Raw genomic sequence first — 19,839 nt, forward strand, 5'->3', positions numbered from 1 at the left:
TCTCTTTTTTCAAAAGGTATTTAATTGCACTTACTGTACCCACAGTTGCTGCATGTTTTGCAACCTTCCACATTCATCAGGGATGCCGAGCCGCATGAAGGACATAAATCTCTCGATTCGGTAAAGGTTTTCTGATCCTCCACTTGTGGATATACGCTCTTCACTTGGTTCTGTTCTTTTGTTACTCCAGTTTCGTTCTCCTGAGCGTTGCTCTGTACATGACTTTCCAATGCTTTGGCGACTGCATCAGCAATCGATTCAACCCTGTTGGCTCCGAAGCCAATCGCTCCCGAACCGCCGATTCCCTTGAGATGTTTGATCAAGAGTTCAACCTTGTGCCCATGATCTCCGTATCGAAGGAACAGAGAGCACACTCGACCGAGTGCCTCAGCCATGGCAAACACGTCCGATCCCGCTTTGCCCACGTTCAGGAAGATCTCACCCGGCGTTCCCTCCAGATCGTTGATCGTAATGTAAGCCATCCCGAATGGCGTATTGATTTTGTATGTTGCACCGCGCAGTACTTGAGGACGGCTTCTGTATTGTTTATCCAGCACTGTAGCAGAAGAAGGGGCTTGATCAGAAGAAAGAGTCTCAACATCAACCTCGCTACTGAAAGATCCAACACCTGCCTGCCCTCCAATATTATTCGGGTTATCTATTGCAGATACGGCAGTCTTCTCTCCTGCTTCCCCCGTGTTTTCATCTTCGGTCTTGGCCTCTTCCTTCTTCGACGTGGACAACACCTGCACATCCCTGCTGCCGTCGCGATATATCGTTACTCCCTTACAGCCAAGGTCGAAGGCCAGTTCGTACAGCTCAGCCGTATCCTCCACCGTAAAATCAGCCGGACAGTTGGCCGTCTTCGAGATGGAGCTATCCACCCATTGCTGGATCGCAGCCTGCACCCGGATGTGATTCTCAGCCGACAGATCCATCGCCGTCACATAATAGTCTGGTAAAGCTTCACCCGGATGTTCATCCAGCCAATCTTGCGCAATGGGTACGAACTGTTCATCATAACCTAGACGGCTTTGACGGAAATACTTGAAGGCGAAATACGGCTCAATACCTGTGGATGTGCCCACCATCGTACCAGTACTTCCCGTTGGCGCCTGAGTGATCAGCGTGACATTTCGAATGCCCTGTTTACGAATGGCCTCTCCCACTTCAGGGTACGTTGCAACCATGTTTTTCATGAATCCACTCTGTAAGTACGGTTCAGCTTCGAAAGCTGGGAAAGCTCCCTTCTCTGCTGCAATCTCTGCCGATGCCAGATAGGCCTCTTTCGCCATGAATCCATACAGTTTATCCAGAAAAATAAGGGATTCAGGACTGCCGTATCGGATACGCAGCTTAATCATCAGCTCTGCCAGTCCCATGGTGCCAAGCCCAACCCGGCGTTCACGCTGCTGATTCAGTCTATTTTCCTCAAAATGATATGGTGTTGCATCGATGACATTGTCCAAAAATCTAGCCGAGATACGAGTGGTTTCCGCCAGTTCATCCCATGCCACATCATGATTCGTTTCATCATAGAATTTGGACAGATTGATCGCAGACAGATTACATACCCCCCAGCCAGGCAGACCTTGTTCACCGCAAGGATTAGTACAGATGATCGGGTTAAAGTACCAGCTGTTGGACATCTGGTTGTAGTACTCCATGAATACCACACCAGGCTCTGCCGATTTCCAGGCTGATTCAATAATGGTATGCCAGATTTCACGAGCTTTCAGCGTACGATAGTGCACCACCGAATGACCTGCGGCTTTCCACTTCTGCATATCCCCGTTCCACTCGGTGTCGTAGTCTGGATCGTTCGTATCGGGGAAAACCAAATCCCAATCTCCGTCCTGCTTGACAGCCTCCATAAATGCGTTGCTCACACATACAGACAGATTAGCATTGGTCACCTGCCCCATCGTTTGTTTCACGGTAATAAAATCAAGCACATCCGGATGCCAGTCATTCATCATGAGCATAAGCGCACCCCGGCGGCTTCCGCCCTGTTCAATCAGTCCAGTCGTATAACTGAACAATCCGCCCCACGATACGGAACCGCTGGATGATCCGTTGACACCTTTCACCACCGCTCGGCGAGGACGCAAAGAGGACAGATTAATACCCACGCCTCCCCCACGTGCCATAATCTCCGTCATCTCGGTCAAAGTCTTCATGATGCCACCCCGACTGTCCTGTGGAGACGGAATGACATAACAATTGAAAAGTGTCAGCTCATCGCTTGCCCCCGCGCCCGCAGCAATGCGTCCTCCGGGTACTAACTTCCAATCTTCCAACACAGAGCGGAACTTGGACTCCCACGTTGCCCGCTGATCGGCTGTGGATTCGACAGAAGCCATCGCTTTGGCAAGACGGTCCCACATCTCTTCCGGTGTTTTTTCTATGTTGAGTGTCAATTTCTCCACGTTTGTCTCGATCATCTCTCCGCTTCGAGTTCTTACCTGTACAAGCTGATCCTGACGTTCTATGATTTCGCCCACTTCCTTGGTTGGGAACTTGGGATCATCCTTCGTTAATACGAGTACCACATCTCCGACCTTGGCATGATTCGAATCAGCGTCCTTCCAGGCGTATCGGTCCAGAAATATTTTTTCGCTGAGTCCTTCTAATTGGTACGATCGTTGGTTCGATTTCATCGCTACGTTCAACCTCCCCGGATTCAAGCTCCATTTTCACTATAAGAATAAATTATGATGAAACACCACATATAGTGATTTAAATCCAGTATAATACACCATATATTGATTTTCCATGCGACTTTTATCATAGTCCATCCTCATAGACTCCCCATTCTCGGACAAGCTTCTTCACACACCCTCAGACTCACGCATACAAAATCTTTGAATTTTTTGGGACAGAAAAAACCTGAAAAGCGAAGCGTTCGCCTAAAAGCTTTCTGAAAGAAAGCTGCATCGAAAGCATACGCTATCCCCGGGTTTTCCCCATTGGAGAAGGGAATCAAAAAAATCTGGGGATAACAGCGATCGGTAGGTTAATCTGTCATCGGAGTGACAAGTGTAAATATTCCTTATTTGAACCCACATAGTTATGAACTGACTCTCATTCGTCCATACTATTACCTACGAATAAAACGTCATCACGTATGGCAGGGGAGGAAGCACCATGAACCGGAAAAACCCGCACCACACCAATCAACCTGTAGCCGAGCTGCCCGTTCCGTTGGAATTTGATCGAAGCTGGATTAATCAATTGGAATCACGACTGGATAAAGGAGGTCCTTGGGGGGATTATCGACTCTTCCAACTGGGCATTCAAGCCGAAGAAACCAACCTGATTCCCAATTTTGACGAGATCCAGTGTTTGAAGCATCTACAAGGCCTTACTCCACTCCCTCACCAGATGGACACTGCTCGCAGAGTATTATTTGAAATGTCAGGCCGGGCCATTCTCGCCGATGAGGTGGGTCTTGGCAAAACCATTGAAGCCGGTCTCATTCTGAAAGAATATATGGTTCGGGGTCTCGTATCCAAGGTACTCATTCTCGTGCCAGCGTCTCTTGTGCTCCAATGGGTACGGGAGTTGAATTCGAAATTTGGCATCCCTGCCATTGCCCAGAAAAAGGCCTATTCCTGGCAGAATGAAGTGGTTGTTGCTTCCATGGATACAGCCAAACGTGACCCGCATAAAGATATGCTGCTGAATACCGATTACGACATGATTATTATTGACGAGGCTCATAAGCTCAAAAACAAGAAAACAACTAACTATCAATTCATGCTGAAATTGCGCAAAAAGTATTGTCTGCTGCTTACAGCTACACCTGTGCAGAACGATATGAGCGAATTGTTCAATCTGATCAACCTGCTGAAGCCCGGTCAACTGGGTCGTCAGGGTGACTTTGCGGCCAACTTTGTTGTAGACAAACGAGTTCCGAAAAATCAGGAGCAGCTTAAGAACGAGTTATCCAAAGTCATGATTCGTAACCGCCGTGGCGAAGGCCCCGTTCAATTTACCAAACGGAACGTCTCCAACGTGAATCTGCAACTATCGCCCGAAGAACAAGCGCTTTATGATGGTGTGACTTCATTTGTCAAAGACCAGTACCAGGAAGCTGGTGGCAACCTGAGCAGCATGCTCTCCCTTGTTACATTGCAGCGTGAAGTGTGCAGCAGTCGGGATGCTGTATTCGTGACACTGGTTAATCTGTCGAAGAAACTTCCGCTGGACTCTCCCCTTCGGGACAAGATTTGGGAACTCGTTGCCCATATTAAAGCGATCAAGGAAAATACCAAAGCCGAGAAAACAATGGAACTGATTCGGAACATGAATGAAAAAGTAATTATCTTCACCGAATACCGGGCCACGCAGGAGTATCTGCTAAACTATTTCCGCAACAATGGGCTTACGGCGGTACCCTATCGGGGTGGCATGAATCGAGGCAAAAAAGACTGGATGATGGATCTCTTCCGCGGGCGTGTGCAAGCCATGATTGCAACCGAAGCAGGTGGTGAAGGCATCAATCTGCAATTTTGCCATCATATGATCAACTTTGATCTGCCTTGGAACCCCATGCGGGTAGAGCAGCGGATCGGTCGGGTACACCGGCTTGGACAGCAAAATGACGTGAACATCTTCAATTTATCCACGACTGGAACGATTGAGGAACATATTCTGAATCTGCTGCATGAGAAGATCAATATGTTTGAGATGGTGATCGGCGGGCTGGATGTCATTCTGGAACGGTTGGAGAAGAAGGAGTCTATTGAGAAAAGTTTGTACAAAATCATGTTGGAATCACAAACCGATGAAGATATTCGCCGCAAAATGGATTCACTTGGGCAATCGCTGAACTCCATTCAACGTGAGGTTGCCGATGAAGGGCCTGCCGTATCCGGGTTGTTAGATCTTCGCAAAGGAGGTAGCTAACTCATGACCATGTCTCCCCATGAAGTGCAGGCATATGTTCTCACCTATCTGGAAGCACTTGATTGTCAGATTATGGAACGTTCCCCTGCCCATGTTACAGTCAAACTCTCGCCTGAGGCGGACAAAGCGTTGACCAATCGCCCCTATTATTGGGGGTTCGTGGAACGAACCGGAGCACCCGCTGATACGATGTCCTTTACATTTATATTTGATCCTGACAGTTATCAGCAGGCCATTGAAGCAGCAGAAGCCAAAGCTGCACAAGCATCACCTAACGCTGCTGAAACGAATGGCGTAACCAACGGCAGTCCTCAAGGCGAGCCACCAAAAGAAACGATTTTAGGCCGTTACTTTGGTATTACGCCATCACTGCCACAGCTGGGGCCAGGACGAATATTGCGTGAAGAAGTGGTGTACGGCAGTCGCAGACTCCAGCAGATTTTCGGCGCTGCCCGTGAAGGCGGTGCCTTCGTAAACCTGTTCGAACAGGCTGCCAAACGGCAATTGCGCGCTACAGCGCCAGCCGTATATGAGCCTTGGCTTGGTGTCTGTTTCAAGGTGGAATTCGCCTGTGATTTGAAACGGGAGGAATTGCATTTTCTCGGCATCTCCCTTCGCTCGGGTGAAATTATAGAAAAATTCGGTACTAAGCTGAACCGACGTGATCTCAGTCCGAGGCTTGCGGAGAACATGCATGTGCAGACAGCTAAAATTTCGTTATTTGATGCCGGAGCTGCTCTGGAATCTCATTTGACAAACCGCTTGTTGGAACTTGATTATAGCTGGGCAGAGAAAGCCCAGGAGCGGCTTGATCTGGAGCTGGACGTGTTGGACACCTACTATGAGGCGGTACTCCGAGAAGATACGCCTGAGGTAGAATCACCAGTTAACATAGCCTCAGACACGGAGAATATCCATTCTAACCGCACACCACCTGCACCACTGAAAAAAGTTCTGGATATAACTAACGCTAAACCCATTGGAGCAGATGTAGAACTGGCGGCAGAGGCCGCAGTACAGGTCGACTCCGAGACAGATGCCGAAGAAGAGAAAGCCAAACAGGCGGTAATAGATCGTGAAGCGATGAAACTGCAGTACGAGACACGCCGGACCGAGATGATCTGGCAATATGAACCCAAAGTGAAAGTGACTGCCATTAGCAGCGGCATGTTTCACTTAAGATAGACGAAGACACTACTTTTCCTGCAAATGCTGGCAAAAGTAGTGTTTATTCATGATCAGCTGCCCGACAGGTTGCGGCAACCTTTGCATAGCCTGTCCCCTAGAATGAAACTAGGACCCGCTCAGGCAACGGATAAATGAAAAGTAGGTGTAAATTTGAAACGATTCTTTCATACGTGTTGGCACAACGCTCGGAAAACAACCTGTATGACCTTGGGCTTGTTCAGTTGTCTTGCCCTATTCTCTTTTTGGTCGATAGCCCATGCAGAGGAACAAAAAACGTCTTCGCTATCCCGCGCATCATCAAGAGAATATAGTCCCGAACATCATGCCATTCAGAATGAAAAGCTTGCTCCCGCTGCTGTGCAACGGTTTGCAGAGCAACAAGCTGTTACACTTGGTACAGCGGACGGCGAAATGCATTGGAAGAACGCCGAACTGGACTTCTACCCTCTGGGGCCAGGTACACATAGCTGGCTCGTACAAGCTGAGTTTGAAGGTAAACCTATCGGATATATGATTATTACAGTCACAGAGCAGGGTCAGTTGATGCTTAGTGAATATGGTCATGGAGAACAGTCACCATACAACAATGAACTTCTTGGACAAGCCTTGGATCAACAACATGTGAACCTTGAGGCATTACTTGCTGGCGGAGGAGAGCTTCATCTTGGTTATGCTCTTCCCCTGCTGGCTTATTGGAAAGTGGAACAACCTAACCATCCTGCACTTTATATTGATGCTACGAACGGAGATGTACTACCGTCAGAGTTCCTGAACCTGCTGGAGGCTGATTCCAAACAGATCTCTGCCAGCATAACTGATTTGTTCACAACGCCATCTTTTTCAGTCGATCCAATTTATCTCAGACCCGTCTTTAATCCGGCTGACAATCTGTTGTGGATTACCGCCAAGCCTGTTGCTGCCAACCGGGCACAAGATGTAATACAACACGGGGAGAATCAAGGGATTGTTTTCTCAGCGGGTGATCGTAATATCGTATACGGCGGTCCTTTACCCGTTAGCGGTTATCAGCTGTGGCATACAGATCAGGAAGCAGAGTCCAGTCTATATGTAGCGCTAGGTGGAAAATCATCCATTCAACGCTTTGTCCCTTTGAGCACATTGCAGCAAGATGGTCATTTTTACATCGTAAATCCTTGATCATCAGCAAATTCTTAAGATTCGGTCAGATAACTTTAAAATTATAAACATCCACAACAAATAAGACGCCTTCCCATTATATTAAGGGATTGCGTCTTTTGGTTTAACATTAGTGAAATAGGTAAGCGATTGTCACCCTTTACCCGAAGAACTTCGTTTATGAGACTCTGTATCGAATTCTTTTTCCTTTTTCCCCACCCACAGGGATACAGCGAAAGGGATCATACCAAACCACTTCATCGCCCACGGCTCTTTCCTTTTGGTGCGGCCTTTCCGCTCATCCTTCGGCGTATCGATATAATGAACAACACGCTGCGTAATGTATTTTACCAACTCATCACTTTTGGCCATAATTCTGCCTCCTTCGCTCCTGCACATTCGCGGAGTTTACGATAGTTCTATTGTGTGCAGGATGTGTACTGGTTAAACATTTTTTATTGAAAGAAGTATGAAAACCCTCAGAATGCACAGTCTAATGCCAAAGGTATCCATCGAGTCGTTAATCTGCATTCGATACCTATTTCATGAAGGAGTGTGTATTCTCATGTATAAGCTGCTGACCGCTTCGGTAGCCTTGCTAATCAGCTTCCATTGCCTTCTCATGCTGCCTCATGTCGCTTATGGAAAAGCAGCCCCTTCCCAGAACAGTCCATCCATGCTTCCGGTGACCGATGGAGATGCTTATCGCTCAAGTCATCATGCCTTTGCAGCACCCGTTATCCTGCTCGACGTAGGCCATGGCGGTATTGACGGTGGTACCTCAGCCCAAGGAGTGCTGGAAAAAGATATCAACCTGGCCATTAGCCAAAAGGTCTATCTCCTGCTTCGCAGCAAAGGTTATGCCGTTATCATCAATCGACTTGGTGATTATGCACTTAGTGATGAGAACCGCTGGCTGAACAGCCGCTCCCGTCATACCAGAGATCTTGCCCAACGTAAAAGCCTTAGCGAAGAAGTAAGTACAGATATCGTGGTCAGCATTCATGCGAACTGGAGCCCCCGATCGAATGCACACGGCCCGGTGGTACTGCACCAGAAGGAAGGCAGGAGTTACTTGCTGGCCCAATCCATTCAGGATGCCATGAACAAGTTGTACGGAACGGAGCACGGGGTCGTATGGGGCAAGCCCTTTTATATATTAAATTACGTGAAGCAACCTGCCGTCATCGTTGAAACCGGATTTTTGAGCAATGCGGCAGATCGAGCCAGAATGAATGACCCCGCTGAGCAAAAACGAATCGCCCAGTCCATTGCCAATGGCATTATTTATTACCTGTCGGTAGTGTAGGAGCAGAATGCCATTGCCACACATCTCGAACCAGATCACCGATTCCTACAAATTGAACCTGATTTTGCAGACGGGAGACGGATTCACGAATTACTGCGGATGTGTTCATCCCCGAATGACCGACATGACCAATGACAACACAGATATTCTTGTCGATCGCACGCTGAGCAGCCAGATCCAGTTGCTTGCGAATGAGTTGCTTGGAGTTTTGATCATCCAGGAAAATGTCATTACCTACAGGTGGCATATTTTTGGATACGGCCAGTTCCCCCACCACGGAGCGAAAGTTCGTACGGCTGTCTACAAAGAAGAGGCCCCGCTCCTTGCATACATCGAGCACAATTGACATGATGCGTTTGTCCGAAGTAATTTTGGAACCCATATGATTGTTCATGCCAATTGCGTGGGGCACATCATCAATCGCTTTCTCCACGCGTGAGCGGACTTCTTCATCTGTTAGATTGGATGTGATTGCACCCGGGCCCAGCCATTCAGGTCGTCCTTTCTTGGGTTCCATGGGCATGTGCACAATCACATCCATCCCCTTTTCATGTGCAGCTATCGCATCTTTCTTCGTTGTTGGCAAAAAAGGCATGACCGCTACCGTTAGTTTAACTGGCATTGCCAGGATCTCGGCCGTACCCTTCATGTCATTACCAACATCATCGATGATAATCGCTAACCGATTGTGATTCGATGTGGACTCTGAAGCTGCCGCTGTTGGCCCTCCTACTGATATTCCTGCGCAAATCACAATCAAAAATGTCATAATACCTGCAGTTAATCGATAAATCTTTCTCTGTACTTTCATCATGATTCCCTCCCCGTAACTTCTGTGATCTCATTGTTTGATAATGAAGGCAGGAATATGTAAGCCAAAGCCTTCCTTAATAACGACATCCCCGCCATTGGAGACCTCTATTTCAAACGAAGATCTCCATCATTCCAGTTTTCTCCTTTGTATTCAGACAAGAACTGTCATTGAACAGTTAGAAAATAGAGATTAATTAGAAAAAATACTGTAATTTGTCAGGTTTTCAGTCTAGGAATTATTTAGTAGAATCAACAAATGAAAGAATTCATGTGCTTCATTTCTTTCCTATGATTTATGGAAGGAGGTTTTGAAAGGGTTTACATAAAATAAATGCCAGGCAATCCGCTATTCTTGTTTGTTATCCCTGGTCGCGTTTTATCTATGTAACCATTTACCATTATCGAGGAGGATGAAAGTAGTGAAATTCAAACTAAAAAAAACGATTAATGTTCTTTTGGCCTGTTTAACAGCCCTGCCTTTGATGTTAACCCCGACAAATGTGTCAGCAGCCAGCGATGCCAACATTAATTTGTCCTCGGAAAAACAGCTGATTAAGGGCTTTGGGGGCATTAACCTTCCTGCTTGGATTGGTGATCTGACTCCCGCTCAACGTGAAACTGCTTTTGGTAACGACCAGAATCAGTTAGGCTTTTCAATTCTCAGGATCTACGTTGATCCAGATTCTAATAACTGGTATCGTGAAGTTGCCACAGCCAAACGGGCTATTGAAAAGGGGGCTATCGTATTCGCATCCCCATGGAATCCTCCGAGCAGTATGGTTGAAACATTCAACCGCAATGGTGACACCAATGCCAAACGTCTGAAATACGACAAATATGCCGCATATGCGCAACATCTGAACGACTTTGTATCCTACATGAAAAATAACGGTGTAGATCTGTATGCCATTTCGGTACAAAATGAACCGGATTATGCTCATGACTGGACCTGGTGGACTCCACAAGAGATCCTTCGATTCATGAAAGAAAATGCTGGTTCCATTCAAGGTACCAAAGTCATGGCACCTGAATCCTTCCAGTACTTAAAGAACATATCCGACCCAATCCTGAATGATCCGCAGGCCCTTGCCAACATGGACATTCTGGGAGCACATACGTACGGAACTCAGATTTCGAATTTTGCCTACCCTCTCTTCAAGCAAAAAGGAGCTGGCAAAGAACTGTGGATGACTGAGGTGTATGTTCCGAACAGTGACAACAATTCAGCAGACCGCTGGCCTGAAGCACTAGAAGTTTCCTATCACATGCACAATGCCATGGTAGAAGGTGATTTCCAGGCCTATGTGTGGTGGTACATCCGCAGACAGTATGGTCCGATGAAAGAGGACGGTACCATAAGCAAACGCGGGTATAATATGGCCCATTTCTCCAAATTTGTACGGCCTGGCTATCTCAGAGTGGATGCAACCAAAAACCCGGATACGAACACATTTGTTTCTGCCTACAAAGGGGATAACAAGGTCGTTGTCGTAGCAATTAACCGTGGAACTTCGGCCACAAGCCAAAAATTCGTTCTGCAAAATGGTAATGCCTCCACGGTGTCCTCATGGATTACGGACAGCAGTCGCAACCTGGCAAGCGGGGCCTCGCTTAACGTATCCAATGGAGCCTTCACGGCACAGCTCCCACCTCAAAGCGTAACAACGTTTGTTGCCAACATTACTGGCGGGAATAACGGCGGAAATACAGGTAGTGGCACTACTTATGAAGCCGAGACCGGAACAACTCTTACGGATGCTACCATTGAAACGATCTACCCAGGTTACACTGGCTCCGGGTATGTTAACTTCAATGCAATGACTGGTTCAGCCATTCAATGGAACGCCATTAACAATACGATTACAGGCACCAAAAATGTAAAGTTTCGTTATGCGCTGGAAAGCGGCACTCGGAACATCGACATTTTTGTGAACGGAACCAAAGTCATTAGCAACGAGCCCTTTCCGGCTACGGGAAGCTGGTCCACATGGGTTGAAAAAACAATACAGGTCCCCATGAACACGGGGACCAATACATTGAAAGTGGTCACCACCGGATCCGAAGGACCGAATATTGACAGCGTTAATGTTACCGCAGCACAATAAACGTTCCGTATGGCTAATGGAAGACATTTGCTGTACGTGCAGCTAAGCACTAAGTACTCAAATCTAAGTTAATGTTATATCAAAAAATGCAAAAAAAGACTCCTTAAGCGTTAGCTTAAGGAGTCTTTTTATTAGATGCGGTCGAGAGGACTCGAACCTCCACGGGGGTTAGCCCACACGGACCTGAACCGTGCGCGTCTGCCAATTCCGCCACGACCGCATATTGTATCTCCGTGATCAATATCGGCGACAAGAAATAATATATCATGCGGAATCTATCATGTCAACACTGAAAATAATAACAATAAAACCCGAACCAGACGTCCATGTCGATTCGGGTTTTACCTTTAACTATTAATAGCTTGGTTCATTAAAACGGAAGCATACTGCAAATTACAGCTTGGAAGGCCAGTTGCCATACCATGCGTAACCGCCTCTTCTTTCTTTATCAATATCACTTAATTTGTATTTAACTACCCCGTCACGACCAATAAAGATTGGTCTATCCGTTCCTATCTCATAGAAGCGTGCCCAAATTGGTGCAGCTTTGGAATCAGCGATAATTTTACTATCTCCATTAGCTCTTTCATATTTGTACCCCGTAATTTTCACCTTGTTAAACCAAGCCTCCGCTCCTTTAATGGATGCGGTAATTTTAGCGTTAGCAGGTCTGGTTTTCAGAAATTTAACAATCGTTACACTCTCTCCAGCTGTCAGCGATGGCACTTCGTAGATTCTTGCGCTCGCTGGTTTAAGGGAACTGGAATCATGTTGTTGTCCCCATGCTGTCAGCTTACCACCTGAAACGACTTGTGTATTCAAAATCGCCTCCACACCTTTGGCAACTGAATTTTTACTACGGTTAGCAAGTGTGCTGTCGATAAACGAGAAATCACCTTTGCGTGCTGCTACTTCATCCAGCATGATCATTACATTAATCATGGCATCATCATTGTAGGTAATGTGCTTGTGATATCCGGAGCTTTGGTAAACTTGTGGCCATCCGCCGTTTGAATACTGCATGTTGATCAAAAAGTTAATTCCTTTGATTGCAGCTGTGGAGTATCGCGGATCATTTGTCTTTTTAAATTCCTTCGCCAATCTTCTAATTTCTGAGTATGTAGCCTTGTTGTCAATCGTGGACTTCGCCCACTCTCCACTTGTCTGTTTATAATCTTTTCTCCAACCTCCATCCGGCAGCTGGTTCTTCAAAATATCAGAAATACTCGCTGTAGTACCCGATGCATCCGCAGCAGATACCGTCCCTACAGGAAGAACTGCCATTCCAACTGCTGAGAACACCATCGTACATGCCAGGACAAAAGTAATTATTTTCTTCGCTTTCAAATGTAACACTCTCCTATGTTCATTTTTATAAATCTTCCACTTCTACTTTACCTATGATATACGCCCCCAAACCTCCTTTATTTGTATTTATCGCATAATAAAATCAATTTTAATCCAATATGTGGATTGGATAATCAGATAATATGCAAAAATTCGATTTTTGTCAATATATGCAACTTAATGAATATAATCTCTCTAATTCTACATAACGGGATAGTTCTTTTAACTCATGACAAACCTATTTATTTATCCAAATTCGTCTTAAACGAATCATTAATGACGTTTTTGTCATGAATGATTCCCAAACTTGATCCCTTCTTTCATATAAAAACCTTAATTCCGCTAACATTGAGGTATTACGAAGGGTTTTAAATGGGTTTGACAATTACGCATTTATGCAATATAGTTTCAAATAGTTACAAAAACTTAATTATTCATTGCCGAGTTTCATGTTTGAAAACGGGGGAACCAATTTGGGTGAATTATTCTTATACATAGGAAATATAGGGAACCTTCTACCGAACCCTTAGCTAACTCCGTAGGCATCGAAGGGAGAACATTGATTTTGAAAAAACTGATTATCTCCATTTTTGGAGCAGCTGTATTATTTACATCCGGGGCAACAAGCACAGAGGCAAGCAGTATCAACTCCGTAGTGAACAACATGACAGGTATACCTTACAAATGGGGTGGCACGACTGTAGCCGGCTTCGACTGTTCTGGTTTTATGAGATATCTTTTCAACAAATACAGCATTGAATTGCCACGTACTTCACAGCAGCAAGCCAAAGCAGGTACGCCTGTATCGAAAAGCAACATTCGCACAGGTGATCTGGTGTTCTTCAATACGATGGGCAAAGGCATTTCACATACAGGTGTATATATCGGCGGCGGACAATTCGCTCATGCCTCCAGCAGTAAAGGTGTAAGCATCACGAAGTTATCGAATCCATACTTCAATGATCGTTACGTAACAGCACGTCGGGTAACTGGACAGTTTATGTATGATAAAATGTTAGGTAAAATGTAATTCACATACAAAAAGGCATCGGTTATTAACCGGATGCCTTTTTTGTTTAACCATTTTTTGTCTTCAACTGCTTTCTTAAACAATGTAAAATGTTTTAGGAAATAAAAGGAGATGAGGAGAACAATTGAAAAAGTTAATGTTTGTTTTAAGTTTTGCTATTTTAGTAATAGGTAGTTTAGGTTGCAGTAGTGAGAACGAAAAAGATTTTAGAGATGTTTCATGGGGGACCAAGATCGACAAAGTCATTTCAGCCGAAGAAAAGAATGGGAACTCAGGCTATGAAGAGGACGTACATAATGAACATGAGAAAAGTATCGAATATTCTAATCTTGTAGTTCTGGGTAAGAAAGCAGATGCCAAATACGTTTTTATTGATTTATTAGACAATGATAGCATTCTGGAAAAGATGGAAGAAGGAAAGGAATTATCAGAGGAATTAAATAACCCCAATACAACAGAAACAAGGAAAGAAGAGATATACAAAATAATGGACCAGCGCCTTGAAGAAATGGAAAATGCAGCAGATGAATATCCATTAGATGACTTCTTGCTCCACGAGGCCACATATTATTTTGGTATGTTAAATAGTCAGGATTCTGATGAAATTCTGGAAGAGCTAACGAATAAATATGGTCAGCCTGGAAGTAAGACCTTCGATAATTCCATTACATATTTCTGGGATACTGATCGCTCTAAGATTGAATTTCGTCCTGAACGGTACTCCACAATAAACTATACAGCAAACTACTCCGTTATGGAGAAATTTGCTGATGTGGACAAGTATAATAAAAAAGCAAACAGTAAAGAAAGTAAAAACGATCTTTAAAAAAGCAGGGTTATACTCCCATATTGAAGGGAAGTATAACCCTGTTACTGTTTCACAATGTTTTTTTATATTAATGCAGTGCCTTTTGCACTCGCATCGCACCCTGAGACAGGGCATGTCCTCCTCCAACAGCTCCGGCCACGGCTACGGTCTCCATAATCTCCTGATCTGTTGCTCCCTTGGCACGGGCTTCTTCTACATGGTAGAAGGTACATACCTCATTGTTGGCAAACAATCCAATACCAAGCGCAATTAGCTGTTTTGTCTTGGCATCAATCACGCCAGGTTGGAAACATTCTCCGGTAAACTCATGATATGACTTCACCACACCTGGCAGTACATCGCTTAATGCTCCAATCTGATCCTTGTAGGCATGAACTTTATCATTCATCAATGTCATGGCTCGTAGCACACCCTCTCGGCTATAGTTACAGATCTTCCTCACTGTACCTATCTTCTCTCCCGAGTGAGTCAATTATGCCAAGAAATCATGGTAATTCCAAACATTTAAACGCTCATCGTCCCTGCTCAATTATAAGCGATTGCTACTCACCAAGTGGACTCTGGCGAGGCTCGCTGAACAGCTGATATTTGTAACTGCGATCCAGCTTAACTACACGTCGATTCTGACGCCGGATAAGTACCTGCTCGCCATCCCAGGCAACAACAATCCCGGTTACATCGTTAGATTCCAACTCGTCCCGTACTACTCTTACTTTCTCACCTGACAGACGCAGGGCGTCCAGTTCTGTATCACTGATCATCTTCATGGCTCCTATATTCCAAATTTATTTACAAAAAGAGACCTAAATGAAATGTCATTTAGGTCTCACGTGACTGTATTGGACTGTCATGTCATTCGAAATTATGTCCCGACTGAAAGTTACCGCTGCGCGTGCTCTTTGCTGTCGTTCTTCTCGAACCAAAAATCAAGCACTTTGGCGGACATCACACGTTCTTCAAGGTACTCCACTTGATGCGGTGTAAATTGTTCTTTCCAAGAGAAGGACAACTCTTCGCACAAGCCTACAATCGTCAGTAATTCTGACCAGGCAACATAGCGTTTGTACCAGAAAAATTGAGGATGTTCAATCATATAGGGATAAAGGTCATCGAATTCCGTATGTTTACAATCCAGGGCACGTTCAAAATGAACTTTCGATTCCGCCAGCTTATCATTAAAAAATTGTTCTGTTGCCGGTTGGTTCCCCATGGTGTTGCCTCCTCTCCCTAACATAACCCCATTATAAATGAAATCCGCGGTCATGCAAAGGCATAGTTCAAAAAATAGGCCCTATTCCTTTAAAATGTCACATTTCGTTATCGTCAAATTGTACCGTACCATCGTTCAGAGAACGAATGCGTACCAAGGCTTCCACTGGAATACCCTGTTCACGAATCGTGCGTGCCCCTGCCTGGAAACTTTTCTCGACCACAACGCCGAATCCGACAAGTTCCGCACCGGAACGCTCGATAATTTTGATGACGCCACGAGCAGCATCTCCATTGGCAATAATATCATCAATGAACAAAATGCGGTCATTCTCATGAATGAACTCGCGGGATACCATAATATCAGTTACAATTCCTTTGGTAAAGGACGGTACGCGTTCACAGTATGCATCAGGATCAGCCAGAAGTGTTTTTTTACGACGGGCGAATACAAGTGGCACCCCAAGTTCATAGGCTGCGGCAAACGCAACCGGAATCCCTGAGGATTCTACCGTGATGACCCGAGTTACTCCACTTTCACGAAAACGGGCAGCGAACTCACGTCCCATCTCCATCGTTAATGCAGGATCAATCTGGTGGTTCAACAGACCATCCAGCTTTAAAACTTGATCCGAGATAACCACACCTTCTTGTAAAATTCGTTGTTTCAATAATTCCATGATTTGACCTCCCAAGCCTATCCTATGAGGTAAAAGTATCATATATCTATCTATAAGTTCAAGCGAAATTGCCTGTGCGCTGTCCTTGAGACGCAATTCAAGCCAAAGCTCATTATTCATTGTCATGACTTTCGTGGGTCAAGCATACCTTGTACCATGGTACCCGCATGTCCAAACTAAACAGGGGCCTGAGAGGGGAAACACATGAAACAGGCATTTCGGGTGCTGCAGATCGCATTTACATACATCGGAACGGTTGTCGGAGCCGGCTTCGCTACAGGGCAGGAAATTTTGCAGTTTTTTACCCAGTATGGCAAATGGGCCACCATTACCATAGGCTTATCCACCATGCTCTTTGTCTGGTTAGGTACCAAAATGATGCTGATTGCTCACGATACCGGGTCCCGCTCTTATGAGGATCTGAACAAACATTTATTCGGCCAAAAGGCAGGCAAATGGATCACCTGGGTGACCCTTCTCATTCTCATTGGTGTGAACAGTGTCATGCTTGCCGGAGCAGGTTCCGTTTTTGTCGAACATCTGGGTTTGCATTATCAGACAGGTCTGATCGTCACACTTGTAGGGACATATCTGCTTCTCGGTCGAGGCATTCAGGCCATCCTACAAATGAATAGCATCGTCGTGCCCATGATGCTCCTGTTATCTCTGCTCATGATCGCCAGTACCATCCATCATCCAGGTGCTTCCCGATTCATCACACTGACGACAGACTCAAACCCTATTCAAGTGTGGCTGTCTCCACTGTTGTATACTTCATTCAATCTGGTGCTGGCTCAAGCTGTTCTTGTGCCTGTAGGTAACCAGATTCGTAGTCGGAATGTACTGAAGTGGGGTGGAGTTTTGGGTGGAATTGGCGTTGGTTTCATGCTGATGGCAGCTCATTTTGCCATGTCAGCTCAGATGCCCGGCATCATCCAATTCGAAATCCCGATGGGTAGTATTGCCTTTCAACTTGGATGGGCAGTGCAATCTGTATATGTATCCCTTATTTTCATGGAAATATTCAGTACCTTTGTAGCCGATATCTATGGAATGACCTTGCAACTGAGACAACATATACGCGTCCACCCCCGTTTCATTACATTAACCATTATGCTGTTGTGTTACTCACTCAGTCAGTTTGGATTCAGTTCCCTGCTGTCCATCCTTTACCCTATCTTCGGAAGTTTGGCACTGTTCTGGGCAGCCAAATTGGTATTAAACCGCTGGGGCGCCTTTCGTGGACGCAAAAATGTATAAACGGTGATGTACTTCATGAATGATGAGCATCCGTTCGCCTCATAACCACAAGTCACCGCGGGCACGCTTTCCTTAAACATGACAAAAAGCCGCTGTTTATCACAGCGGCTCGCACTTTTTGCTCTACGTTTTAGGCTTTGCCAGGAAACTGCAGATACATCTTTTTCAACTCATTGACCGATCTGCCGAGCGAGTAATGTGTCTTGGCTTTTTCACACGCTGAACGGGCAAGTTCATAACGATAAGCCGGGTCCAGCATCACCTTTTCAAGCGCTTCAGCCAATGCAGAAGGATCTTCTGCCGGTACAAGCAACCCATTGCTACCGTTCTCGATCTGTTCCGGTATACCACCTACATCCGTACCCACAAGGGCAAGACAACTCAGCGCCGCTTCAGCGAAGACGGAACCAAATGCTTCGGCCCGTGAAGGAAGTACAAAAATATCAAAGAATGGCATGAATTCCTCAGGGTGCAGTGTGTAACCATAGAAAATGGTCTCATTATAGATCCCCAATCGTTGCGCCAATTCTTCCAGATCAGGACGAATCGGTCCATCTCCAATAATATGTAACACATAATCATGACCTCGGCCCTTCAGTTCCGCACAAGCTTTGAAAAGAATATCCAACCCTTTCGCCGGAACAAGCCTACATACCGTGACCAGCTGTGGTATCGCATTATCATGAGGAATCGGCTTAAACCGCTTCTCATCAAATCCATTGGGAATCACACCGATGACATCAGGTTCCTTCACGTAGGGAGCCAGATAACGACGGAACGAATCCGACACCGTCAAGAGGCGCTCTGCCTGATGTTCCAGCTCACCATATATCGCAAGCAGGAATCGATGCTCCGGTCCATCCGTTTCAATGCGTCCATTAAGGATTAATTCTCGTTCATAACTGGAGTGAATCGTCTGAATGAGGGGTGTATCCGGGAAAACCGTTTTCATCGCAAGTCCTGCAATTGGGTGGTGGGCATGTATCAGATCATAGGGCTTCTGAATACGCAGTTTGGTCCACCAAAGATAATCACGATAGGTTTGAATATATTTTTGGACAACAGGACTATCCTGATATTCCGTCCAGTCAAACGTTTCGAACTGAACTTCCTCTCTGCCCTTGTTGCGAATTCGCTTTGGCAACGAGAATAGATCCATTTCCCACCTCGGGGTTGTAAATCTCTCTTGCATATACGGAATCATAGAGGATACACCTCCGGGCTGCTCCGGAGGAAAGAAAAGCGCCTGCAGCAATTTCACCGTTAGTTTCCCCCTTTCTAACTTACGTACTGCTCTACTATCCATTATGACATAGGGAAGCCGGAACATCTATATTACGATAACTCGTATATACAACATATTCATGAAACGTTCCCCTCAGAAGCAAAAGCTTAATCCAGCAGTCAACCGCTCGTGCTTGTCGTCAACATATTCATTGGATAACCAGAATTTCAGCTTAATACCTCCACGGGCTTCTCATATGTACTGTAACCATCGGTCTCTCCCAAAAAAGTATACCCGTTCCGCGCGTAAAAGGCGTTCAACGTAGCATTGCTCGCTCCGCAATCTAACCGAACAGTATGTTTGCCTTCAAAATGTATGCCGCTGCTGGACCATTGCAAAATGGATCGTCCCAGACCGCTCTGAGCATATTTTCTTCGAATCGCTAGCCGATGCAGATAAATTGCACCATCCTCGACATGAGCTTTTGAACCCCAAAGATGAATATCCCAAGGGCTTGGCTGAACCAAAAGGATGACCATCCCCGCTACGTCCGCTCCTTTTTTAAATACAAACACATCTCCACGCCGAATCGCCCCTGCCGTATCATGTGAATCTTCACCTTTAAGCAAAGCGTTCCATTGGGAAGAACCTTGGCTCTGTAACCATTCGGCTGTCTCCACCAGCAGCGACATCACATCCTCCGTATCTTCCGGCTTCGCATGAACCGCTTGAAAACCATCATTAATATATTCGCTACTGATCCTGAATGAGTGCATCATTGTTCTCCTCCGCTTCC

Annotated in this window: 18 protein-coding genes, 1 tRNA gene and 1 riboswitch; of the genes, 8 read left to right on the forward strand and 11 right to left on the reverse strand. The window is 45.6% G+C overall.

The annotated features are described in order from the left end of the window. Positions 1–20: 20 nt before the first annotated feature. Entirely contained in the window at positions 21–2,660 is a 2,640-nt protein-coding gene (locus tag QF049_RS12945; protein WP_307537895.1) for an adenosylcobalamin-dependent ribonucleoside-diphosphate reductase, read from the reverse strand. 487 nt (positions 2,661–3,147) lie between these two features. Between QF049_RS12945 and QF049_RS12950 the strand changes: the two genes are divergently transcribed. The 3 genes from QF049_RS12950 to QF049_RS12960 all read left to right on the forward strand — a co-directional run bounded on the left by QF049_RS12950 (position 3,148) and on the right by QF049_RS12960 (position 7,257). Continuing rightward, entirely contained in the window at positions 3,148–4,911 is a 1,764-nt protein-coding gene (locus tag QF049_RS12950; RefSeq protein ID WP_307537898.1) for a DEAD/DEAH box helicase, read from the forward strand. A 3-nt stretch (positions 4,912–4,914) separates the two neighbouring features. Further along, positions 4,915–6,096, forward strand: a complete 1,182-nt coding sequence (locus QF049_RS12955) for a YqhG family protein (protein ID WP_307537900.1) — start codon at positions 4,915–4,917, stop codon at positions 6,094–6,096. 204 nt (positions 6,097–6,300) lie between these two features. After that, entirely contained in the window at positions 6,301–7,257 is a 957-nt protein-coding gene (locus tag QF049_RS12960) for a hypothetical protein (RefSeq protein ID WP_307537902.1), read from the forward strand. Positions 7,258–7,389: 132 nt separating this feature from the next. Here QF049_RS12960 and QF049_RS12965 read toward each other — a convergent pair whose 3' ends face one another. Next, positions 7,390–7,608 (reverse strand): YqzE family protein, encoded by a 219-nt coding sequence (locus tag QF049_RS12965; RefSeq protein ID WP_150364930.1) that lies wholly within the window; start codon positions 7,606–7,608, stop codon positions 7,390–7,392. Positions 7,609–7,801: 193 nt separating this feature from the next. Here QF049_RS12965 and QF049_RS12970 point away from each other — a divergent pair, with 193 nt between their 5' ends. Next, the gene (locus QF049_RS12970) at positions 7,802–8,545 is read left to right on the forward strand and encodes an N-acetylmuramoyl-L-alanine amidase family protein (RefSeq protein ID WP_307537906.1); all 744 of its coding nucleotides are present in this window, start codon (positions 7,802–7,804) and stop codon (positions 8,543–8,545) included. On the opposite strand, the gene QF049_RS12975 is transcribed toward QF049_RS12970, so the two are convergent. Continuing rightward, a complete protein-coding gene (locus QF049_RS12975) occupies positions 8,520–9,359 on the reverse strand; it encodes a divergent polysaccharide deacetylase family protein (RefSeq protein WP_307537908.1) in 840 nt (279 codons plus the stop codon). The two genes, QF049_RS12970 and QF049_RS12975, sit on opposite strands and share 26 nt — an antisense overlap. A gap of 409 nt (positions 9,360–9,768) precedes the next feature. Here QF049_RS12975 and xynC point away from each other — a divergent pair, with 409 nt between their 5' ends. Then, positions 9,769–11,463: a glucuronoarabinoxylan endo-1,4-beta-xylanase XynC gene (xynC, locus tag QF049_RS12980; RefSeq protein ID WP_373428240.1), complete on the forward strand. Its 1,695-nt coding sequence runs from the start codon at positions 9,769–9,771 to the stop codon at positions 11,461–11,463. Positions 11,464–11,599: 136 nt separating this feature from the next. On the opposite strand, the gene QF049_RS12985 is transcribed toward xynC, so the two are convergent. Beyond that, a tRNA-Leu gene (locus QF049_RS12985) sits at positions 11,600–11,683 on the reverse strand. Positions 11,684–11,856: 173 nt separating this feature from the next. Beyond that, on the reverse strand, positions 11,857–12,810 hold the full coding sequence (gene pelA, locus QF049_RS12990; protein WP_373428241.1) for a pectate lyase: 954 nt from the start codon (positions 12,808–12,810) through the stop codon (positions 11,857–11,859). A 428-nt stretch (positions 12,811–13,238) separates the two neighbouring features. Further along, positions 13,239–13,370: riboswitch (cyclic di-AMP (ydaO/yuaA leader) on the forward strand. Positions 13,371–13,375: 5 nt separating this feature from the next. On the opposite strand from pelA, the gene QF049_RS12995 reads away from it, so the two are divergent. Together QF049_RS12995 and QF049_RS13000 are read left to right on the forward strand one after the other, a co-directional pair. Beyond that, positions 13,376–13,840 carry a C40 family peptidase gene (locus QF049_RS12995; protein ID WP_124113963.1) on the forward strand — a complete coding sequence of 155 codons (465 nt, stop codon included), beginning with the start codon at positions 13,376–13,378 and terminating at the stop codon, positions 13,838–13,840. 124 nt (positions 13,841–13,964) lie between these two features. Continuing rightward, positions 13,965–14,666 (forward strand): hypothetical protein, encoded by a 702-nt coding sequence (locus tag QF049_RS13000; RefSeq protein WP_307537914.1) that lies wholly within the window; start codon positions 13,965–13,967, stop codon positions 14,664–14,666. Positions 14,667–14,736: 70 nt separating this feature from the next. Here the strand turns inward: QF049_RS13000 and QF049_RS13005 are convergent, their stop codons facing one another. The 4 genes from QF049_RS13005 to QF049_RS13020 form a co-directional block, all read right to left on the reverse strand. Continuing rightward, positions 14,737–15,066 (reverse strand): carboxymuconolactone decarboxylase family protein, encoded by a 330-nt coding sequence (locus QF049_RS13005; RefSeq protein ID WP_017689352.1) that lies wholly within the window; start codon positions 15,064–15,066, stop codon positions 14,737–14,739. 145 nt (positions 15,067–15,211) lie between these two features. Further along, positions 15,212–15,430: a hypothetical protein gene (locus tag QF049_RS13010; protein WP_124113962.1), complete on the reverse strand. Its 219-nt coding sequence runs from the start codon at positions 15,428–15,430 to the stop codon at positions 15,212–15,214. A 119-nt stretch (positions 15,431–15,549) separates the two neighbouring features. Continuing rightward, on the reverse strand, positions 15,550–15,879 hold the full coding sequence (locus QF049_RS13015) for a hypothetical protein (protein WP_036609615.1): 330 nt from the start codon (positions 15,877–15,879) through the stop codon (positions 15,550–15,552). Between the two features lie 97 nt (positions 15,880–15,976). Further along, positions 15,977–16,558: a xanthine phosphoribosyltransferase gene (locus QF049_RS13020; RefSeq protein ID WP_036609617.1), complete on the reverse strand. Its 582-nt coding sequence runs from the start codon at positions 16,556–16,558 to the stop codon at positions 15,977–15,979. Between the two features lie 204 nt (positions 16,559–16,762). On the opposite strand from QF049_RS13020, the gene QF049_RS13025 reads away from it, so the two are divergent. After that, on the forward strand, positions 16,763–17,818 hold the full coding sequence (locus QF049_RS13025) for a YkvI family membrane protein (RefSeq protein ID WP_307537917.1): 1,056 nt from the start codon (positions 16,763–16,765) through the stop codon (positions 17,816–17,818). Positions 17,819–17,948: 130 nt separating this feature from the next. Here the strand turns inward: QF049_RS13025 and QF049_RS13030 are convergent, their stop codons facing one another. Next, positions 17,949–19,079 carry a glycosyltransferase family 4 protein gene (locus QF049_RS13030; RefSeq protein WP_076209009.1) on the reverse strand — a complete coding sequence of 377 codons (1,131 nt, stop codon included), beginning with the start codon at positions 19,077–19,079 and terminating at the stop codon, positions 17,949–17,951. Between the two features lie 191 nt (positions 19,080–19,270). Beyond that, positions 19,271–19,819, reverse strand: a complete 549-nt coding sequence (locus QF049_RS13035) for a GNAT family N-acetyltransferase (RefSeq protein WP_307543235.1) — start codon at positions 19,817–19,819, stop codon at positions 19,271–19,273. Between the last annotated feature and the right edge of the window lie 20 nt (positions 19,820–19,839).

Source organism: Paenibacillus sp. W4I10 (assembly GCF_030816325.1).
In the GTDB taxonomy this organism is placed as follows: Bacteria; Bacillota; Bacilli; order Paenibacillales; family Paenibacillaceae; genus Paenibacillus; species Paenibacillus amylolyticus_B.

What these genes read in the sequence shown, in the direction of transcription:
- QF049_RS12970 (WP_307537906.1), top strand. Translation starts at nt 7,802, where the DNA reads ATGTATAAGCTGCTGACCGCTTCGGTAGCCTTGCTAATCAGCTTCCAT.
- QF049_RS12965 (WP_150364930.1), bottom strand. Translation starts at nt 7,608, where the DNA reads ATGGCCAAAAGTGATGAGTTGGTAAAATACATTACGCAGCGTGTTGTT.
- QF049_RS12955 (WP_307537900.1), top strand. Translation starts at nt 4,915, where the DNA reads ATGACCATGTCTCCCCATGAAGTGCAGGCATATGTTCTCACCTATCTG.
- QF049_RS13005 (WP_017689352.1), bottom strand. Translation starts at nt 15,066, where the DNA reads ATGACATTGATGAATGATAAAGTTCATGCCTACAAGGATCAGATTGGA.
- QF049_RS12960 (WP_307537902.1), top strand. Translation starts at nt 6,301, where the DNA reads ATGACCTTGGGCTTGTTCAGTTGTCTTGCCCTATTCTCTTTTTGGTCG.
- xynC (WP_373428240.1), top strand. Translation starts at nt 9,769, where the DNA reads ATGAAAGTAGTGAAATTCAAACTAAAAAAAACGATTAATGTTCTTTTG.
- QF049_RS12975 (WP_307537908.1), bottom strand. Translation starts at nt 9,359, where the DNA reads ATGATGAAAGTACAGAGAAAGATTTATCGATTAACTGCAGGTATTATG.
- QF049_RS13035 (WP_307543235.1), bottom strand. Translation starts at nt 19,819, where the DNA reads ATGCACTCATTCAGGATCAGTAGCGAATATATTAATGATGGTTTTCAA.
- QF049_RS13025 (WP_307537917.1), top strand. Translation starts at nt 16,763, where the DNA reads ATGAAACAGGCATTTCGGGTGCTGCAGATCGCATTTACATACATCGGA.
- QF049_RS12950 (WP_307537898.1), top strand. Translation starts at nt 3,148, where the DNA reads ATGAACCGGAAAAACCCGCACCACACCAATCAACCTGTAGCCGAGCTG.
- QF049_RS13015 (WP_036609615.1), bottom strand. Translation starts at nt 15,879, where the DNA reads ATGGGGAACCAACCGGCAACAGAACAATTTTTTAATGATAAGCTGGCG.
- QF049_RS13020 (WP_036609617.1), bottom strand. Translation starts at nt 16,558, where the DNA reads ATGGAATTATTGAAACAACGAATTTTACAAGAAGGTGTGGTTATCTCG.
- QF049_RS13010 (WP_124113962.1), bottom strand. Translation starts at nt 15,430, where the DNA reads ATGATCAGTGATACAGAACTGGACGCCCTGCGTCTGTCAGGTGAGAAA.
- QF049_RS12945 (WP_307537895.1), bottom strand. Translation starts at nt 2,660, where the DNA reads ATGAAATCGAACCAACGATCGTACCAATTAGAAGGACTCAGCGAAAAA.